This is a genomic window from Leisingera sp. ANG-M6, from assembly GCF_000813905.1.
Classification (GTDB): domain Bacteria; phylum Pseudomonadota; class Alphaproteobacteria; order Rhodobacterales; family Rhodobacteraceae; genus Leisingera.
The window spans coordinates 1-19066 of sequence record NZ_JWLG01000013.1 but is presented as its reverse complement, the minus strand read 5'-3'; the positions used below and the strand labels follow the sequence as shown (position 1 = coordinate 19066).

The following is a 19066-nucleotide window of genomic DNA, read 5'->3' as shown; positions in this document are numbered from 1 at the left end:
GAATCGCGCATAGCGCGCGAAAAATTTGAACATGGTCTTGGCAGGAGGATAGGATGTCTGAGTTCTCGCGGGAGCTGCATTCCTTTGTCGAAGTGGCGCGTGAATGCTCAATCCGAAAGGCAGCAGACAAGCTGAATATTTCCTCATCTGCGCTGAGCCGGCAGATGCGCTTGCTGGAGGAAGACCTCGGGACAGCACTGTTTGCCCGCCACGCCAAGGGAATGCAGCTGACCGCGGACGGGCTTAAACTGCTGAGTCAGGCCGAACGCTGGCTGAGCGAGAGCACCCATTTGCGTGCCAGTCTCGCGCGCAAGGACAGGGGAAATGAAAAGAAGCTCCGCATCGGCGCAGCGGAGTGTTTTGCACAGACATTGCTGCCTGCTCTTTATGACCGGCAGACGGCCGCGGGACGCCTGGATGTCCTGCAGGTCAGGACCGGCGATACCAATACGCTGATCCATGCCCTGTCCGAAGGCGAAATCGATCTGGCCCTGGCATTCAATGCGCGGCCCAGCCAGCCTGTCCGGGTGCTGTCAGAGACTTCGTGCCGGATCGGTCTCGTCTATAGTCCAATCCATTTCACTGTCGACCGGCACGAAATATCGATTGCGGAGTGTCTGGATTGGCCCGTCAGTTTGCCCAGCGAAAACCTGTCCGTACATTCCCGGCTGCTGTCGGAAATCCACCGGCAGCGGAAACGGCCCCGGATTGTTTCATCCAGCAACTCGGTCCGCTTCACCAGCGAAATGGTTCGGAATGGGCATGCGGTGGCCTTTATGACACGTTTCGATGTCCGTCCGGAATTGCTGGCCGGCGGCATCCGGTTTGTGCCTTTGAAAGACCAGCGGATGGAGGAAAGCGTTTGCGTCTGTGTCAACGCCAACGCTGAGCTGACGACTGACCTGCAGGACCATGCAAAAACGGCTGCCGCACTGATCAACGCCATAGCGCAAATCTGAAGCACAGCTTGGCCCGAATGATCACACCTCCCCCTTTTTCCTCCGCCTAACCCTTTGTATTTGCATGGAAGCACACAGGGAAATGAGGCACAGCAAGACCGCTCAAAATCCTGCCGGGATGCCTCATTTCAGCACCCACCGCACAACTATGGGGGGGAGAACCGCGGCGCTATCGACCACACTGAGCGGGCCTGGCTTTGCTTGGTCATTGTTAGCAACCAGCAGTCGGCCGAACCAAAGCCCATAGGTGCTTTTAGCCATATCACCTTGTCTCGAAGCGTTTGCAAACCGCCAGTCGCACGAAGCAGAAAGCGGCGGTTTTCCAGAGGAACTCCGAGGGACGGCAGATGAGGAAAGTTGCGCAGCCAACCTTACTGTCTCTAAAGTCGGCTCAGGACATGATCCATCACTTCAAAAAGGTGGTCAGCATTTGCCTTGGAAAACGGCATTGGTGGGCGGATTTTGAACAGGTTTTCCTTCCGCCCTAGCAGCCCCATGACCACACCGTTTTCGCGCATCAGGTTCACCGCCCTCTTAGCCAGCTTCTTGTCTGCAGTGATCTGCTCACCTGGATGAACAATCTCTGCACCGAAGAACAGGCCTGCCCCTCTGACGTCACCAAAAAAGCCAAACTTTTCCGCCATCTTTTCCAGACGCTCTTTGGCGTAGGCCCCAACCTCCGCCGCGTTCTCAATCAGGCTTTCATTTTCAATCACATCCAGAACAGCCAAGCCGGCAGCGCAGGAGACCGGATTGCTGCCGAATGTGTTGAAATAGACGTTCTTGGTCCGGAAGGCATGCATGATGTCATGAGTGGTTACCACGCCGCCAATGGGATGGCCGTTGCCCATGGGTTTGCCCATTGTCACGATGTCCGGGGTGAATCCGGAGTACTGATGGCCCCACATCGCCGCACCGGTCCGCCCGAACCCCGGCTGGACTTCATCTGCGATGACAACACCGCCAGCCTTGCGCACACGTTTGGCTACGCGATCCAGGAACCCCGGAGGCAAATCCGGGAACCCTTCATTGGCAAAAATCGGACACAACATGATTGCGGACACCCCGTGCCCCGCTTCTTCCAAGGATGAAATTGCCGCATCAAGGTGCGCCAAAACCCGGGCTGCCATATCGGTTTCATCCTTCTCACCCGGCTCAAGGTGATAACTGTCTGGCGCCGGGATGGTCCGCAGATGCGTGCTGAACCCGTCCTCGCGCGGGATCAGCGTGGCCAGTTCCATGACCGCACTGGTGTTTCCGTGGTAGGTGAAGTCGGTGACGATCACCCCGTGCTTGCCGGTTATGGCCCGCGCCATGCGCAGCGCCACGTCATTGGCTTCACTGCCGGTGCAGGTTAGCAAGACCGTTGACAGGCTGCGGTGGAAAGTGGCTGTCAGGCGTTCGGCATAGTCCAGGACATTGTCATGCAGATACCGGCTGTGAGTGTTCAACAGGCCGGCCTGCCGCGAGATCGCCTCGACCACATGCGGGTGGCAGTGCCCCACATGGGGCACGTTGTTGTAGGCATCCAGATAGCGCCGGCCGTCCGCGTCGAACAGCCAGACACCTTCACCCCGCACAAAATGCACCGGATCATCGTAGAAGGTCGGATTGTTCGGCCCCAGGAGCCGTTCCCTTCTGGCCATCATCAACCGCGCCCTCGCCGACATTTTTGGCTTTTCATAAGCATTTTTCATGCAAACCCCCTCTCCAGAGAAGTCTCGGCTCTCACGAGAACACGACCTGGATATCGGTGTATTCTTCAAGGCCTTCCTTGGCGAATTCGACACCGATCCCCGAGGCTTTCACGCCGCCAAACGGGGCATTGGGCTGAATGGCGCCATGCTTGTTGATCCAGACAGACCCGCACTCCAACTGGCAGGCGACCTCCTTGGCCTTGCTGCTGTCGCGGCTCCAGACGGACCCGCCCAGACCGTTCGGGTTGTCATTTGCCCGCTTGATGACCTCATCCACGTCGCTGTAGCGAATAATCGGCAGCACCGGGCCAAACTGTTCTTCGTCAACAAGCCGAGTGCCATTGTCCAGATCCGCAATAAGAGTCAGCGGATAGAAATGCCCCGGCCCCTTGTGCTGTGCCTTTCCACCCAGCAGCACTTTGCCGCCAACCTTCTTGGCATCCTCAACCAGTTCGGACACTTTGTCGTACTGCGCCTTGTTCTGAACCGGACCGATGATGCTCTCTTCGAGCATCCCGTCACCGACTTCGATGTTCCTGGCGAACTCCGCCAGTTCATTGCAGACATCCTCATAAACGCTGTCATGCACATAAAGGCGCTTCAGGGCTGCGCAGGTCTGGCCGCCATTGATGAAGGCCCCCCAGAAAAGCCCCTCGGCGATCTGTTTGGGATCCACGTCCGGCAGCACGATACCAGCATCGTTACCGCCAAGCTCCAGTGTCAGGCGTTTCATGGTCTCCGCCGCGCTTCGCATGATCTTTTGGCCGGTGGCGCAGGAGCCGGTGAACACGATCTTGCGGATCTTGGGGTGCGACGACATTTCGGCGCCAAGGAAATCCTCGCCGGTGATGCAATTCACGACACCTTGCGGCAGAACTTCATTCATCAGTTCCACCAGCCGGATCGTGGCCAAGGGCGTGAAGGGCGACGGCTTGATGACAACCGTGTTGCCTGCGCGGATTGCCGGGATGATGTGCCAGATTGCAATCATGACCGGGAAGTTCCACGGGGTGATCGAACCAACAACACCCAGCGGCTTGCGGTACATCTCCACCTTGCCTTCATTGGTATCCTGCAGCACTTCGACAGGGGTATCCAGCGTGGCGGTATAGCCAGTCCAGGCCACGGCCCCGCCAACCTCCCAGCGGGACCCGAGGCCATTGAGCGGCTTACCCTGCTCGCGGGTGATCAGCTGTGCCAGTTCCTCGGCGTTTTCCTGAATTTTCTGGGCGATCTTCTCACAGGCCGCAGCGCGGTCCTTGCTCGACCTTTTGCGCCATTTCTCAAAGGCTTTTTCAGCCGCATCGACCGCTTGGTCCAGCTGCTCCTTGGTGGCGCAGGGCGCGCTTCCGACCACACCGCCGTTTGCCGGGTTGCGGACTTCGAAATGCTTGGGTGTGGGGACGGATTTCCCGCCGATGATCAGGGAGTAAGTTTTCATTATGCGCCTCCGGCATTGTCTGTTCAGGCTCATGCGGCCAGACAGGCAATGCCGGACGGGCCACGGTGTTAAGCGGTTCGGTCGGGGCTGCGCGCCAGACCGGCGGCAAGGGCTTCCAGCCCGGCGAGCAGCGATTTCTTTTTGCGCGGCGCGTCGCTCACGATCTTTGCGGCCTCACGCATGGCGCCAACCAGCAGCTCCGCAAAAACGGTGGCGTCCGCAGCACTGTCATTGTTGCGCAGCGCCTGGACATCCTCAGCGACCATGACGGTGAACTCACTCGAGGCCTGGCCCAGAACCGGTGCAAGAACCGGCCGCAGCGTTGGGCTGAGCAAACTGTAGAACCGCCCAGTTTCCGGCTGCGCACACAACTCCAAAAGGGCTGCTGCCAAGGCCAGGATGCGTTTCACTGGATCTGTTTCAGCATCGCGCGCGTTACATCCGGCATTCAGGATCTTTTTGCTCAGGTCGGCGTAAATCTCGCGGTAGATGTCGTTGAGCCCATCGGGAAAATAGACGTAAATAGTCCCTTTCGATGTGCCCGCCGTCTTCGCGATCTTGTCAACCGAACTGCCTGCGAAGCCTTCCTCCTGGAACACCTCCAGCGCCGCAGCGTGGATTTCCCTGCGTGTCCGCAGCTTGTTGCGCTCGCGCAGAGAAAGTTGTTTTTCTCCTTCGGCCATGCGTCGGGCCTCCTTCCGAATTTGTCGGATTTGAGTTTAACCGCGCGTTTCAAAAACTAACAGGCATTCAATCACTGAACACCGGGTTTGAGATCTGCCAGACGGCAGAGCCTAGCCGCTGGCAGCCCCTGACTGATCAAACTTCTGCGAGGAAGGCACCAAAGCCCGCGCCGCTGGTCCGCTTCTGGATGTTACTCCAGTTCTGCGTCATGAAACCCGCATAGTCGTAGTCGTCATTCATGTCGGCCACCGCGAGGGCTGTGGCAAACAGCGCGAACTGGCAATAATCCGATGCGATGGCAAACATCTCGACACGCGCCCGCATCCGTCTGTCGAAGGTGCCAAAGTAGCCTTCAGTGAGGCGGCTGACCTGATCGGAATCGAGATCCTCGAAAGTGGTCATGAGACCCAGATCATAGCAGCGGTCGCTGTTGCCCGAGAGGTCATAGTCGATCAGCCGGATTGTCCCGTCCGGCTGCTCCAGCAGGTTGGCACTGTACAGATCATTATGGCTGGGGACGAAATCGCGCGGCCGCAAGTCCAGCGCCTGCTCGATCCTCTGCAAAACAGGCAGGATTTCGTTGTAGTCGTCCGGCAAGGCGACATCGGCACGCTGAGCCGATGCCAGGATCACACGCGCCTCGGCAAACGGGTTGAAATCGCGGCGGAAGTTGAGGCCGCTGTCATGCAACTGACGCGCCTTTGCTGCGACGCGGGGCAGAACGTCAGGATCCTTGAGATTCACGGGCTTGCCGGGCAGAAACTCAATCATCAGGGCCAGCGGATCGTCGACAATGGCGACAACCGGCGCGCCGATGCCCGCCCGCCCGGCATCAACGGTATTCAGCATCGGCACCGCACTGGGCGGCACAATTCCAAGCGTTTCCCAGTCCCGGTTCCACAGCTTGACGACGGACTGTGCAGTCCCGTCCCCATTGTCTACCAGGAAATTCTTGTGAGCCCCGCCGCCTGAAAGCCACTTCCATGTGGCCTTGCCATCGTCCCATCCGGGAACCTGAGCCACGATGCGGGCAATGCGCTCATCGAATTCGGCGGTGTCCTGAACAACTGCTGATTCGGTCAAACTCTCTCTCCCATTTGGCTGTTTTCCGCACCTCCCCGCGCAGAAATCAGACGGCCCCAGAACCCTGCCTCAGGACTTTAGTGCGATTCCGGCGTTTTAGCCTGAATTTGCACTGTTGGACGCCGAGCCAGGCAAGAAGCGTTTACAGATTGGGAATTTTATGTCAGAAAATATCCTACTCGTCAATAATCGAACTTTCAGTTCAGTTTTTGAACGAGCCGGCTCGGCCGGGAGGCGAAACGCAAACCTCAGCGTCCTTAAGGGAGGAGACCAATGAAACTTGCGAAGATGACTGCAGTGACCGTGGCGGCAGCCATGGCGACATTCACAGCTGTGCCCGGCTGGGCGGAGTATCCGGAGAAACCCGTGCAATTCGTGGTGCCCTGGCCGCCAGGCGACATGGAAGACGTGTTGACTCGCATGATTGCCGAAGACTTCCAGGCTGAATACGGAGTGCCGGCCGCAGTGGTGAACAAACCCGGCGGCGGCGGCGGCCCGTTTCCCGGCGCGGTGGAAGTCGCCTCTGCACCGGCTGACGGATATACAATCGGCTCCTTTGTGATCGGCGTTCCGGTGGTTGGCCCTTCTCTGGGGATCCCCGAGCTGTCCCCGGACCCGTTTGACCCCCTCGGCATTTTCCTGACCTACCCGTTTGTCATCGTGACGTCGAAGGACAAGCCCTACAGCACAATGCAGGAACTGGCCGCTCACGCGCAGGACAACCCGGTGACTTTGGCCCATTTCGGCGCACCCTTGACCCCGACCAAGGTGACCCTGTCGCTGGCGCAGGAACTGGGGTTTGAATATGCCTCTGACGCAGCATTTGACCTGGTCGATTGCAACACATTCGCCTCTGGCGACGCGGATGTCGGCAACACCACGATCCAGCTGATGCTACCCTGCCTCGACGATATTCAGGTCCTGGCCGCAATCACACCTGAGCGCCTGCCGCACGCACCGGATGCGCCGACCGTTGCAGAAATCGTTCCCGAGCTGGACTTGACGCTATGGAACGGCCTGTTCGTGCATAAGGACACTCCGGCGGATGTGCGCGAGAAAATCGCGGCCGTGGCCGAGAAGACCATCGCCAGCGAACGCGCCCGCAAATTCGGTGAAGAGACCGGTGCCCAGCTCTATTGGCTGGATGCCGACGGATCGAAAGACCTGATCGGCAAAAACATCGACGCAATCGCCAAAATCAACGCAAGCCTGGGTCTCTGATCCCATAGGCGGGGCCTCTCCCAGGGCCCTGCCGCTGCAAGCAGGGAGGCAGCCATGCCGCAAGAACCGGAACATCAAGATGCCATTGGCATTATCGAACCGCCGCATGTGCGTGCTGAACTGGCCTTCTCGGCGGCCGCCTTCCTGTTTGCAGTTTTTCTTTGGTTCAACACCGGCGCTGAACTGAAAACGGTAAAGGGTGCAAGCGCGCTCAACCAGCCCGGCTTCTGGTCGCTTCTGTCGATTTACGGAATGCTGGGGTTTGGCGTGATGAACCTGGGCATCTGCATCCGCCGCAACCTGTCCACACGCCAGGGAGCGCCAATGGGTCCGGAACTGTTGTTTTGGCTGCGCTCGGTTGAGTTTACCGGCTGGTTTCTGGCCTACGTGCTGATCGTGCCCCGCCTTGGCTACCTGCCGTCCACCTTGCTGTTCAGCACCGCGCTCACACTGCGGCTGGGCTACCGCAGCGCCAGGTTCCTATGGGTGTCCGTGGGCCTGTCACTGGCTGTGGTGCTGTTCTTCCGCAGCTTTCTGCAGGTGAAGATCCCTGCCGGCGCCGCCTATGAGCTGCTGCCCGCCGGTCTCCGCAACCTGTTCCTGATCTATCTGTAAGAGGCTGTCATGGATCTGCTTTTCTCCGCGCTCGAGATGCTGGCCCGCTGGGACATCCTGATTGCTCTGGTTGCCGGATCACTGGGCGGCATCATTATTGGCGCCATCCCCGGCGTGGGACCGGCGGTTGCCATCGCCATCCTGCTTCCCGCGACCTACGCCATGGAGCCGCTTACCGGCCTGACCCTGCTTTTGGGCATCTACGGCTCCTCGATGTTCGGCGGCGCGCTGCCTGCGATTCTGCTGAACACCCCCGGCACCGCGGTCAACGCCCTGACAACCTATGATGGCTACCCGATGACCCGACGGGGTGAGGCCACCCGTGCCATTTCGCTTGCCTATGGCGCGTCCTTCTGCGGCGGGGTCATTTCGGTGCTGGCCCTGATTGCCCTGTCGCCGCTCCTGGCCAGTATCGCTCCGAACTTCGGCGCCAAGGAGATCTTTCTTGCCGCCCTCCTGGGCATGGTTCTGGTCGTCATTGTCCACCGCGGCCAGAACATGGCCGCCGGGGCGCTGTTGTGCTTTGGCATCTTCATTAACACCATCGGTCTGGAACCGATCCGCTATTCGAAACGCTTCACCTTCGATCAGACCTGGCTGGCCTCAGGCATAGACGTCATCGTCGTGGTGCTGGGGCTTTTCGCCCTTAGCCAGGCCTTTGTCCTGCTGCTTGGCAAGGATCAGGATGCGGCAGAGCCGAAAATCGGCCGCGGAGTGTTCCAGCACCTTTTTGAAGTGCTGCGGTTTCCCAAGACCGTGCTGTCCTCCTCCGGCTTTGGGGTGATTTTCGGCATCATTCCCGGTGTTGGAGAGTTCCTGGCCCAGTTCTTCTCGTACTCTCTGGCGCAGAAAACCTCGAAGACGCCTGAAGAATTCGGCAATGGCTCTCCCGAAGGGATCATTGCCTCGGAAGCCGCGAACAATGCGGTGCCCGCCGCCGCAATGATCCCGCTGCTGGCCCTCGGCATCCCGGGCGAAGCCCTGACCGCGATGATGCTGACCGTGTTCTACGTCCACAACGTGATCCCTGGCCCAGGCCTGTTCGAGCAGCGGCCGGAGTTCATTCTCGGCCTCTACCTGTGCCTGCTGGCGCTGAACGTGCTGGCGCTGGTTTTCCTGATTCTGTTCTCGCGCCAGCTGACCCGGGTCATCATCATTCCCAACCGATACCTCGGCATGATCATCCTCACGCTTTCTTTCGTCGGCGTCTACGCGCTGCGAAACTCGGTGACGGACTGCGCCATCGCCGCCGGTTTTGGTGTGCTGGGCATGGTGCTGAAACGGCTGAACCTGCCGATCGTGCCGATCATCCTCGGCATGGTTCTGGGCGGCATCATGGAAGTGAAGCTGCGCATCGCACTCGCCAATGTGCAAACACCGCTGGACATGATCAACCGCCCCATCGCCGCCACCATTTTCGGCCTGATCGTTCTGGCGGTCACCCTGCATCTGATTTCGGTCTTCCGGCTCCGCAAGGCGCTGTCAAACCCCGTCTAACCCCTTCAATCCCGGCGCGCGTCCCCTCCGCATGCCGCCGGCCAACCATCTGCAAAGGAATGAACAATGGCAAATCAAGTCCCTGACCGTGCTCAAGTCGTCATCATCGGCGGCGGCGTGCATGGCTGTTCTGTCGCTTATCACCTGGCCAAACAGGGCTGGACCGATGTGGTGCTGCTGGAACGCAAGCAGCTCACCTGCGGCACCACCTGGCACGCTGCCGGACTGGTCGGGCGGCTGCGCGGCGACACGCTGTCGACCGAGTTCGCCTCCTACGGCACCGAAATCATCGAGGAACTTGAAGCCGAGACCGGCCAGACCACCGGCTTCCGCCAAACGGGTTCCGTCACGGTGGCCCGCTTCCCCGACCGGATGCGCCAGCTGCGCCGCCAGATCGACTTTGCGCGGCTGTTCGATATCGAAGCCCGTGAAATCGGTCACGACGAGATCAAGGAACGTTATCCGCTGGTCAATCTGGACGGCGTCGCAGGCGGCGTCTGGATCCCCAGCAACGGCTCGATCAACCCAGTGGACCTGACCACAGCCTTGATCAAGGGCGCCCGCGGGCGCGGCGTCCAGGTGTTCGAAGACACCAAGGTCGAGGAGGTCGTGGTGGAAAACGGCCATGTGACAGGGGTCCTCACCGACAAGGGCTACATTCAGGCCGACGTCGTGGTGAACACCGCCGGCATGTGGGCGCGCGAACTTGGCCGCCAGAACGGTGTCGAAATCCCGCTGCACGCCTGCGCGCATTACTACCTGGTCACCGAAGCGATCCCGGACCTGCCCAAGGACCTGCCGGTTCTGCGGTCCTATGACGATGCCACCTATTTCAAGGAAGACGCAGGCAAGCTCCTGGTCGGCTTTGGCCACCGTATCGTGGTTCCCTACGGCGAAGACGGCATCCCAGAGGACTTCAGTTTCGACTCGCTGCCCTTTGTCGAGGAACACGTCATGGATGTGATGGAGGAGGCGCTGGAAAGGGTTCCGGTGCTGCAGGAAACCGGCATCCGGACCTTCTTCAACGGCCCTGAAAGCTTCACCCACGACGGCCGCGCCACCATTGGCGAAGCGCCGGACATCAAAGGGTACTTCATTCTCGCAGGCGTTAACTCCACCGGCATCCAATGCGGTGCAGGCGCGGGCCGCGCTCTGGCGGAATGGATCGTCAACGGCAAGCCGATGCGCGATCTCAGCGGTGTCGACCCGGCCCGCCTGGAGAACTTCCAGGCAGGCGATGCCTATCTGCAGCAACGCGCGCCTGAAACGCTCGCCCTGTCCTATGCCCTGCACTATCCGCATCACCAGCGGCACACCGCGCGCGGCATTCGCAAGACGCCGTTCCATCACCTGCTCAAGGACCGCGGCGCCTATTTCGGTGAATCCATGGGCTGGGAGCGCCCGGCCTGGTACGCACCTGCCGGGGCCGAGGCGAAGGCCGAATACTCCTTTGGCCGTGCCAACTGGTTCGAATACGCCCAGGCCGAACAGCAGGCGGCGCGTGAGGCCGTGGCCATCATCGACTACTCCCCGATGGGAAAGACCGAAGTCGAAGGTAAAGACGCCGAAAGCTTCTTGCAGCGCATGTGTACCAACAACATGGCAATTGCCCCAGGACGCCTAGCCTACACCCTGATGCTGAACGAAGACGGAGGAATCGAGACCGACATGACGGTCGCCCGCCATGCCGAAGACCGCTTCATCGTCACCAGCTCAACCGGACGCCGCCGCCGCGACCTGAACCGGCTGCGCGATCATGTCAAACCCGGCGAGGACGTGCGGATCCGCGACGTGACCACCGCCTTTGCCGCGTTGTCGGTGATGGGGCCGAAAAGCCGCGCACTGCTGTCTTCGCTGACAGATGCCGATCTGTCGAATGAGGCCTTCCCCTTCAACTCCGGCAAGACCATCCGCATTGGTTATGCAGAGGTTTGGGTCCAGCGCCTGTCCTACAGCGGCGAACTTGGTTTCGAACTCTACATGACCCCGGATCTGGCCGAGCATGTGTTCGATACCATCATGGCGAAACAGAACGAATACGGCATCCGCCTGCTGGGCACGGATGCACTCAACGCTCTGCGTATCGACAAGGGATACCTGCATTGGGGCACTGACATGGCCTATATGGAAGCCCCGCATCAGCTGGGTGTCGAATTCCTGTGCAAAACCAAAAAGGACATCCCGTTCATCGGGCGCGATGCCTATTTGGCCCGCAAGGAAAAGGCACAAGGGCCTTTCCTGTGCGCGATCAAGCTGAACAATGCCGAACCGCTCTTGTTTGGGCGCGAGCCTGTTCTTCGCAATGGCGAGGTGCTCGGCTCCATCAACAGTGCGGCCTACAGCTACATTCAAGGCACCGCCACCGGCCTGTGCCTTCTTGACCTGCCGGAAGGCGCGTCAGGTAAGGCTGACCTTGAAGACGGCCACTATCAGGTTCTGATCGAAGGCGAGGCCGTGGATGCCACTGTGCGCTTGCGCGGATTCTACGACCCCCAAAGCAAGAAGCTTCTGTCGTAGTAAGAGCGCATGCGCCGGTTTTTGTCCCCCCTTGGCCGGCGCATGCCACCCACCTTGTTCAAAACAAGAATTCTGCCATGATCCCTGAACACCCAGTTTCTGCAGATGCAACAACCTTGGCTCTGCTTCTGGTTCCTGGGTTCGACCTGTTATCCCTCGGTGCAGTGACCGAACCGCTTAGAGAAGCCAACCTTCTGGCTGGAAACGAGCTGTACCGTTGGACACTGCACAGCCCGGACGGAAAGCCAGTCACAGACACAAACAGGGCAGCACTCGGCGTGGCATCCGGGTTTGATGATTTTCGCAGTGCAGACATCATGCTGGTGTTCGGCCCTGCTGCGGACCACCCGGTTTCCAAACAGCTGGGAGGCGATCTGCGCGCCGCTTGGCGGCGCGGCGCACGTATTGGCGCGGTTGGCACCGCGGTGCAGCTTCTTGCCAATGCCGGTATTCTCGCAGAGAGGGAGTTCACCCTGCACTGGCAATCCCGCGCGTCATTCTTGGAAAGCCATTGGCATCTCTGCCCTTCCGATCACAGGTTCTGCATCGACCAGCGGATTTTAACATGCGGCGGCGGCATCTCGGCGAGCGACCTGATCCTGCAAGTGATTGAACGCGATCATGGGTTCAATTTTGCCCAGGAGATTGCCGACCTTTGCCTGCACAACGGCCCGCGCAACAGCGGCGTAGCGCAGAAGATGCCTCTGAACCAGCGGTTTGCAACCCGGAACAAAACGCTACTTTCGGTTCTCAACGACATACGCGCCAACCTCAGCAGCGACATTTCCATCGAAACCCTGTGCCTGCGCCACAGCATTTCAAGACGCCAGCTTGAGAGGCTCTTCTCCAGTGAACTCGGGATGACGCCTGCCCGGTTCGTTAAGGATGCCCGCCTCTGCCGTGGCCGACTTCTGCTGATGCAGACCGACTTGACCGTAGGCGAGGTCGCAGCCTGTGTCGGATTTTATTCGGCTTCCAACTTCCGCAATTCCTTCAGGCAAAAATACGGAATTTCTCCATACCAGTTTGCACAGCGAGTCGAAAACGATCCCGCCGCTTGATCATTCATGCCTTAGCGTTTGCTCGCGTTGGCTCCGGTTTGCGGATCAATCGAGTCTCAAGCAGCTGTCCTTCGCGCTGCAAGATCGGGTGAGCCACTGTAACGATCCACGAATGGAATTCCTTAAAAGAATAAGCGGTCTCCAAATGAAGGTCGCTTGTGCGAAAGCTGTTTAGCTCCCCCTCTGCCAATCTCTTGAGATGCTTTTTGCGGCTGTTCCTTTCTATGCGGGCTATTTCGGCCTTCTCTTCAAGCAGAAGGCGGGCGCCCTCCAAGTCAGATCCAATAAGAACATTTGTAGCTTTGTCTAAGTTAGACATTGCCTTTGCATGAAGCGTAAGCAGCTCGGAAAAACCAGCCGGACTGAACTCCAAGCTGCTGCGGTGTTTTTCCTGTGTCAAAGGAACCAGCCGTTTAACCACGATATCCCCCGCGGCCTCCAGTGCGATTGCGTAGTCTACCAGAGCTCGCAATTCCGCGCGAAGTTCCCGACCAATCACAGTTTGATCAATCTCGGCGGAATAGTTGCGCACCTCATTCAAGGCAGAATTAAGCGCGTCCTCGCACCCCCGCTGCCGTTCCAGTGTGTCTTCATCAGCCCGCCTGTACAAATCCATAACCGGGGCAGTCATCTCCTCCACCAACCCTGCCATGCGCAATACTTCCCTCCTCAGCCCGGCCAATGCTAGCGAAGGGCTGGCCAAGTCTGCGCGGTTTAAAACCGACCGGTAGCGCGATGAAAGTTCCTCACCCCGCACTTCATTTTTGGGAAAGATGGCAGCAACTGGTGCTTCCAGTTGAACAGCAAAAGGCACAGTCAATAGCAGTGCTGCATTGAAGGCGATGTGAACAGTAATCAGGGTTTGGGCCGGATCTCCACTCGCCAGGAACACATCAGCACCAGCACTGCTGTTTAAAAGAGAAACAGCCAAGATAGCGCCGCTTCCGCGCAGCAGCATGTTTGCCACTGGCACGCGCCGCGCTACTGGCTCCATACCGCGTGACAACCAGACAGGTATCAAAGCAGAGCCCGCATTGGCGCCTAGCACTAGGGACAGGCCAGTCGCTAGCGAGATTGCGCCGATATCGACGACCGCAACGATCATGAGGATGGCGGCCACAGATGAGTGCATGACAAATGCCAAAATCACCCCAACTAGGAATGCCGTCACAAAGTCTTGTGCCAGGTATCCTGCGACAGCTGGCAGAAACGCACTTTCGCGGAACGGTTCCATTGTTTGCCGGAGGTAACTCAGCGAGACCAGAATGAAGGCAATACCGAGTAGAATCCGGCCGGCTTGTTTCAAACTGCGCTGGTCGGTCTTTAGGAACAGGAAACCACCCGTGGTGAGAAGCACAGGTATGAGCCAGTCCAACCGAAGCGACAAGACCTGGATCAGCATGGCTGAGCCCAGATCTCCACCCAGGACAATTGCAATGCCAGGCACAAAGGAAAGTGCCCCAGCCCCTGAGAAGCCCGCTACCAGGAGGGTAACTGCGGCCGAGCTTTGCAGGACGCAGGCCAGCAATATCCCAAGCGGTGCCAGCATCAGCGGATTTCGCGGCGCAGTCAGCAATCTCTGGAATGCCGAACCAAAGGCCCGTTCAATGCCGGTTCGTACCATACGGACTGCGAACAAAAGCATCATGACCGACCCGGCCAATTGAAAGATAAAACTCAGGATCTGCACAGAGTAACCTTTCCCTGAATTTTCAACGATGGCGAGCATAGACAGTTTGGCCCGTCGCCGGTGGTGAAACTCAGCGCGTCCGCCAGGCTTGCGACCGCTTCAGGACAACGCGGGACACCCAAAGATGGAACAGCCGCGCCGCCAGGTTGGTGTAGAAAATCATCATGCCCATGGCAGCTGCTGGGGCGATATCGCCCGCATCATCCATGTTCAGGATCGCGATCGAAGCAAGGGGCGTATTGTGTGAATACAGGAACACCACCACCGACACCGTGGTCATCGCATTGACGAACAGGTAGATACCGATTTCCAGCAAGGCCGGCGCGCACATCGGCACCGTCACCTTCGAAAACAGCCGGAACACCGGTTGCTTCAGTGACGCGGCCACCGGTTCAAACTCTGCATCAACCTGTTTCAGGGCCGTGGCCGATGTCAGGTAGGCAACCGTGAAAAAGTGAGTCACCGTACTGACCACAAGAATGGCCATGGTTCCATACAGCCAGTTGAAAGGGTTGGCAGCATCGTTGAAGAAGAAGATGTAGGCCAGTCCCAGCACCATGCCTGGAATTGCCATCGGCAGCATAGCGATCCCCTGCAGCAGCCCCCGCCCCGCCGAAAAAGCATTGCCCTTCTCCACGAAGTAGGCGGCCAGGAACACCACGGCGGTTCCGAAGACGGCCGACAGAAGCGCTAGCTTGATCGAGTTGAAATAGGACGCCCAGCCGCCGTCCAACAGGTCGAAGCGGTAGTTGCTCAGGCTGAGGCTCAGGTCATAGGGGTAGAATTTGACCAGCGCCGCGTACTGGCAGACGCCGATGATCCCCAGCAGAAAGACGCACATGGCTGCACAGAAGGCAAAGCACAGCTTGTCCGTCAGAGGCCGCGGTGCGGGCTCATATGGCACGGAGCGCGCAGACAGCAAAGACTGCTGTTTGCCCTGCACCAGCCGGTCCACGGCAAACGCCATAAGCGCCGGGATGATCAGCAGGAAGGATACAACCGCACCCATCTCAAAGTTCTGCTGCCCGATCACCTGCTGATAGATGTCGACTGCCAGCATGGAGTACTGCCCGCCGATCACCTTGGGCAGGCCGAAGTCTGTCATCACCAGGCTGAAAACCACAAAGCTTGCGGAAATCAGGCCGAACCGCGCGCCGGGAAGCGTCACCGTCATGAAGGTCTTGAACGGACTCGTGCGCAGCGAGGCGGCGGCCTCATACAGCCGTGCGTCCGACAGGGTCAGCGCCGTTGCGATAATGATGAACGCATGGGGAAAGGAAAAGAAGATCGACCCCAGCAAGATCCCGATGGGTCCGTAGATGGTTTCCCCCATCAGCATCCATTTCAGCATGCCCTGGTTGCCGAACAGATAGACCAGCGCAATACCGGGCAGCAGCGACGGCACCAGGATCGGCGCCATGGCTGCCAGGCGGAACACCCCCTTGAGCGCCATGCAGGAGCGGTTCAGCGCATAGGCAAAAGCAAAAGCCAGCGAAACCGTAACCGCGGTACTGATTGCCGAGATCAGCAAGGAGTTGCGGATGGACTTGAACAGAACCGGTGTCGAGAAATAAGTCGCGAAGTTGCCGAGCCCGTAACTACGCGACGGTTTCAGCAGTACCTGCCGGAACTCGTTAGAGCTCATTTCAACCCAATTCGGTCCGGAATGGAGCTGGGCGCCCTTCAAGAAAGCCGCATCTTCAGACGCGGTCCGGATCCGGTAGCGCTCCGGGCTGCGGAAGCTGAACTCAGGAAAAAACGCCGTGGCCGAAATGCTGCTGGTCGACTTTGCTGTCAGCTTTTCCTGCGGAAGCGTCTCATTTGCGGCATTCAAGACTGCAGCCGTAAGGACCGTATCATCAAATGTGCCGGCTTCATCGCTGACCTGGAATTCGTACTGCTCCAGCTGGAATGCATAGGTCGAGAACGCCTTTGCCAGCATGGCCCCCATCGGGAAGACCAAAGCGACCAGCAAATACATGAAAATGACAATGATGCCGCCGCGTATGACCAGGTCGTCGCGGGACATCCTGGCCTTCACGCCGGTTTTGGGCAGCGGGTGTGCAGCATCCGTCATTGTGCCGCCTCCTGCAGCGGCTCAAACGCCATCAGGCGATCAACCGGCAGCTCAACCGTCAGGTTTGCCCCCTGGGTCAGCCCCAGCCGGCGCACCGCATTGATTGAGAAATCCGCATAAAAATGCGCGCCTCCAAAGGCCGCACTGTCAAGGGCGCAGCGCCAGAAGGAGCCGAGAAATTCCATCTCCCGGATCATCACCTCAATCCGGCTGGCGCCTTGCGACGGTGCCGCGCCGGCTTCAACCGGCACAACATCCTCCGGCCGGATAACTGCCACCAGATCCTTGCCTGCGGCATGGCCGTGATTGCGGCAGCGGAACGCCGAAATGCCGTTCGATACTGAATCAGGACCCGCAGACGCGACGGGCAGCTGGTTGGTATCCCCCACAAAATCGGCCACAAACAGGCTTTCCGGTTCCCGGTAGACTTCGGTTGGAGTCCCGATCTGCTCGATCACACCGTGGTTCATCACCACGATCCGGTCCGCCATCGACAGGGCTTCCTCCTGGTCGTGCGTCACCAGAATTGTCGTGACACCGGTGTCCCGCTGCAGTTCCTTGATCTCGTGGCGCAGGTGGGTCCGCACCTTGGCATCCAGGGCCGACAGCGGCTCATCCAGCAGCAGCAGGCCCGGCGAAACCGCCATGGCCCGGGCCAGGGCCACGCGCTGCTGCTGCCCGCCGGAAAGCTGAGACGGATACTTCCCGCCCTGGTCAGGCAGGCCGACCAGCGCCAGCAATTCGTTAACACGGGCCTGAATCTCGGACTTTCCAAGCCCCCGGTTTTCAAGCCCGAACCCGATGTTTCGGGAGATGGTGAGATTGGGGAACAGCGCGTAAGACTGGAACACGATCCCGTAGTCACGGGACGAGGCCGGCAGGCTGGTGATATCGTCCCCGCCCTGCCGGATCTGCCCGGAACTGGGTAGGTCGAGCCCGGCAATCGCACGCAGCAATGTGGTCTTGCCGCATCCCGACGGGCCAAGAAAACAGACGAGTTCGGATTCCAGAATGGTCAGCGACACGCCCTTCAGAGCGCAGAAACTGCCATAAAATTTTTCGAGATCGGAGATCTCAACATATGGGTTTGCCATGGGATTTCTCCGCTGCCGGACGACCGGGCTGGTTCATTGCGCGATCATTTGCCGCCGCACTTTTGGTGAAGAAAGAAAAACCCCGGGCCAGGGAGCAGCAGCCCGGGGTGAATGCCGCCCCTCAGTTCTGAGGATCGGACTTATGGCCGAAACGGCTTTGCCAATCGCTCAGAATGGTGTCGCGGTTCTTGGCAATGTTCGCAAAGTCGCTGGGGATCATCGCGTCCACGACATTGGACGGGTAATGCTCGTTCGGATTGGACACGCCAGGTTTGGCAACGACGGCATATACTTTTGCATAAACCTCATTGGCGTCCTCTGTCGCCGTCCAGTCCATCAGCGCCTGGGCGGCCTCCAGCTTCGGCGTTCCCGCGACGATGGCGGTTGCCTCCATATCCCAGCCAACACCTTCCGTCGGGATAATGATGTCGATCGGGGCGCCGCTGCCCTTCAGCTTGGTTGCCGCCAGCGCATAGGAGATGCCGATCAGGTTTTCACCCGATGCGGCCAGCTTGCAGGGCTTCGACCCCGAGTGCGTGTAGCGCGCGATGTTCTCATGCAATCCGGCCATGTAGCCCCAGCCGTCCTCGCTCCCTTTCAGCGACAGCCAGCTGGTGACGTTCAGCAGCCCCGCACCCGAAGAGTTGGGGTTCGGCATCACAATATGGCCTGCATATTCTGGTTTCAGCAGGTCATCCCAAGATTGCGGCGCTGCGATGCCCAGTTTCTCGCCTTCGACGGTGTTGAAGCAGATCGCGGAAAACAGTGCATTCATGCCAACCCAGCTAGGGGCATCACCATTGTCCACGAACTGGGCATTCAGCGTATCGGCACCTGCGGGGCTGTAGGGCTCCAGCATGCCTTCCAGCTTCAGGGCCATCACTGAGTTGACAGACAGCCCCAGCACCGCATCTGCCTGCGGGTTGTTTTTCTCGGCCAGCAGCTTCGCTGTGATGATCCCAGTGGAATCCCTGACCCAGTTGATCTTGATGTCCGGGTTAGTTTCATTGAAGGACGCAGCATAGCGGTCCAGATCATCTGCGTTCAGAGCAGTATAAACCGTCAGTTCAGTCTCGGCCGACGCGGTTGCTGCGGCACATGCCAGAGCAACTGCCTGAACCAGGGTGTAAAATTTCGACACCATAATCTCCTCCCTATGGGTCTGAGGGTGCGACCGAGCCATCCAAAAGCTGTTTGACCAGACTTTCGAACTGTAAAAACAGCAATTTCTGTCGCGCCTCCCTCCTCCGGTTGATGTTGCGACTAGCAACCTCCACGCGGCAGCTTTGACATTCCGTCAAAAACTGAACGCATAGTTCGATTTATGATCATCGCGTCATAGAGTCAATTAAAACTTCACTATAACAACACTCCAAACGGCAAGCAGCCGAGGCCGGTACCCTGCGGCTGCATCCGAGCCTGTCATCCCG

14 protein-coding genes are annotated in these 19066 nt (G+C 58.9%); 6 read left to right on the top strand and 8 right to left on the bottom strand.

All coding sequences use genetic code 11. The annotated features are described in order from the left end of the window. Positions 1–53 precede the first annotated feature (53 nt). Positions 54–959 carry a LysR family transcriptional regulator gene (locus RA24_RS09920; RefSeq protein ID WP_039191271.1) on the top strand — a complete coding sequence of 302 codons (906 nt, stop codon included), beginning with the start codon at positions 54–56 and terminating at the stop codon, positions 957–959. Positions 960–1339: 380 nt separating this feature from the next. Here RA24_RS09920 and RA24_RS09915 read toward each other — a convergent pair whose 3' ends face one another. From RA24_RS09915 to RA24_RS09900, 4 genes are all read right to left on the bottom strand, one after another. Beyond that, positions 1340–2725, bottom strand: coding sequence for an aspartate aminotransferase family protein (locus RA24_RS09915; RefSeq protein WP_342586138.1), 1386 nt, complete (start codon positions 2723–2725; stop codon positions 1340–1342). Then, positions 2688–4097 (bottom strand): aldehyde dehydrogenase family protein, encoded by a 1410-nt coding sequence (locus tag RA24_RS09910; protein WP_019297974.1) that lies wholly within the window; start codon positions 4095–4097, stop codon positions 2688–2690. Before RA24_RS09910 ends, RA24_RS09915 begins: the two co-directional genes overlap by 38 nt. A gap of 68 nt (positions 4098–4165) precedes the next feature. Then, positions 4166–4780: a TetR/AcrR family transcriptional regulator gene (locus RA24_RS09905; RefSeq protein WP_039152159.1), complete on the bottom strand. Its 615-nt coding sequence runs from the start codon at positions 4778–4780 to the stop codon at positions 4166–4168. Between the two features lie 136 nt (positions 4781–4916). Beyond that, positions 4917–5864: a phosphotransferase gene (locus tag RA24_RS09900; protein WP_039191269.1), complete on the bottom strand. Its 948-nt coding sequence runs from the start codon at positions 5862–5864 to the stop codon at positions 4917–4919. Positions 5865–6137: 273 nt separating this feature from the next. On the opposite strand from RA24_RS09900, the gene RA24_RS09895 reads away from it, so the two are divergent. From RA24_RS09895 to RA24_RS09875, 5 genes are all read left to right on the top strand, one after another. Further along, positions 6138–7085, top strand: a complete 948-nt coding sequence (locus RA24_RS09895) for a tripartite tricarboxylate transporter substrate binding protein (RefSeq protein ID WP_039191268.1) — start codon at positions 6138–6140, stop codon at positions 7083–7085. Between the two features lie 54 nt (positions 7086–7139). Beyond that, positions 7140–7700: a tripartite tricarboxylate transporter TctB family protein gene (locus RA24_RS09890; RefSeq protein WP_052269575.1), complete on the top strand. Its 561-nt coding sequence runs from the start codon at positions 7140–7142 to the stop codon at positions 7698–7700. A gap of 9 nt (positions 7701–7709) precedes the next feature. After that, positions 7710–9197, top strand: a complete 1488-nt coding sequence (locus tag RA24_RS09885) for a tripartite tricarboxylate transporter permease (protein WP_039152165.1) — start codon at positions 7710–7712, stop codon at positions 9195–9197. 66 nt (positions 9198–9263) lie between these two features. After that, entirely contained in the window at positions 9264–11714 is a 2451-nt protein-coding gene (locus RA24_RS09880) for a GcvT family protein (RefSeq protein ID WP_039191266.1), read from the top strand. Positions 11715–11791: 77 nt separating this feature from the next. Further along, a complete protein-coding gene (locus RA24_RS09875; RefSeq protein ID WP_082009017.1) occupies positions 11792–12775 on the top strand; it encodes a GlxA family transcriptional regulator in 984 nt (327 codons plus the stop codon). A 4-nt stretch (positions 12776–12779) separates the two neighbouring features. On the opposite strand, the gene RA24_RS09870 is transcribed toward RA24_RS09875, so the two are convergent. The 4 genes from RA24_RS09870 to RA24_RS09855 form a co-directional block, all read right to left on the bottom strand. Next, positions 12780–14504, bottom strand: coding sequence for a Na/Pi cotransporter family protein (locus RA24_RS09870; RefSeq protein ID WP_082020344.1), 1725 nt, complete (start codon positions 14502–14504; stop codon positions 12780–12782). A gap of 31 nt (positions 14505–14535) precedes the next feature. Next, positions 14536–16542: a putative 2-aminoethylphosphonate ABC transporter permease subunit gene (locus RA24_RS09865; protein WP_039191264.1), complete on the bottom strand. Its 2007-nt coding sequence runs from the start codon at positions 16540–16542 to the stop codon at positions 14536–14538. Next, positions 16539–17636 carry a putative 2-aminoethylphosphonate ABC transporter ATP-binding protein gene (locus RA24_RS09860; RefSeq protein ID WP_019297964.1) on the bottom strand — a complete coding sequence of 366 codons (1098 nt, stop codon included), beginning with the start codon at positions 17634–17636 and terminating at the stop codon, positions 16539–16541. Before RA24_RS09860 ends, RA24_RS09865 begins: the two co-directional genes overlap by 4 nt. Positions 17637–17757: 121 nt before the next feature. Continuing rightward, on the bottom strand, positions 17758–18780 hold the full coding sequence (locus RA24_RS09855; protein ID WP_039174374.1) for a putative 2-aminoethylphosphonate ABC transporter substrate-binding protein: 1023 nt from the start codon (positions 18778–18780) through the stop codon (positions 17758–17760). Positions 18781–19066 lie beyond the last annotated feature (286 nt).

Coding starts and splice junctions, on each gene's coding strand:
- RA24_RS09920 (WP_039191271.1), top strand. CDS start 54: ATGTCTGAGTTCTCGCGGGAGCTGCATTCCTTTGTCGAAGTGGCGCGT.
- RA24_RS09910 (WP_019297974.1), bottom strand. CDS start 4,097: ATGAAAACTTACTCCCTGATCATCGGCGGGAAATCCGTCCCCACACCC.
- RA24_RS09905 (WP_039152159.1), bottom strand. CDS start 4,780: ATGGCCGAAGGAGAAAAACAACTTTCTCTGCGCGAGCGCAACAAGCTG.
- RA24_RS09895 (WP_039191268.1), top strand. CDS start 6,138: ATGAAACTTGCGAAGATGACTGCAGTGACCGTGGCGGCAGCCATGGCG.
- RA24_RS09890 (WP_052269575.1), top strand. CDS start 7,140: ATGCCGCAAGAACCGGAACATCAAGATGCCATTGGCATTATCGAACCG.
- RA24_RS09885 (WP_039152165.1), top strand. CDS start 7,710: ATGGATCTGCTTTTCTCCGCGCTCGAGATGCTGGCCCGCTGGGACATC.
- RA24_RS09880 (WP_039191266.1), top strand. CDS start 9,264: ATGGCAAATCAAGTCCCTGACCGTGCTCAAGTCGTCATCATCGGCGGC.
- RA24_RS09875 (WP_082009017.1), top strand. CDS start 11,792: ATGATCCCTGAACACCCAGTTTCTGCAGATGCAACAACCTTGGCTCTG.
- RA24_RS09870 (WP_082020344.1), bottom strand. CDS start 14,504: ATGCTCGCCATCGTTGAAAATTCAGGGAAAGGTTACTCTGTGCAGATC.
- RA24_RS09865 (WP_039191264.1), bottom strand. CDS start 16,542: ATGACGGATGCTGCACACCCGCTGCCCAAAACCGGCGTGAAGGCCAGG.
- RA24_RS09860 (WP_019297964.1), bottom strand. CDS start 17,636: ATGGCAAACCCATATGTTGAGATCTCCGATCTCGAAAAATTTTATGGC.
- RA24_RS09855 (WP_039174374.1), bottom strand. CDS start 18,780: ATGGTGTCGAAATTTTACACCCTGGTTCAGGCAGTTGCTCTGGCATGT.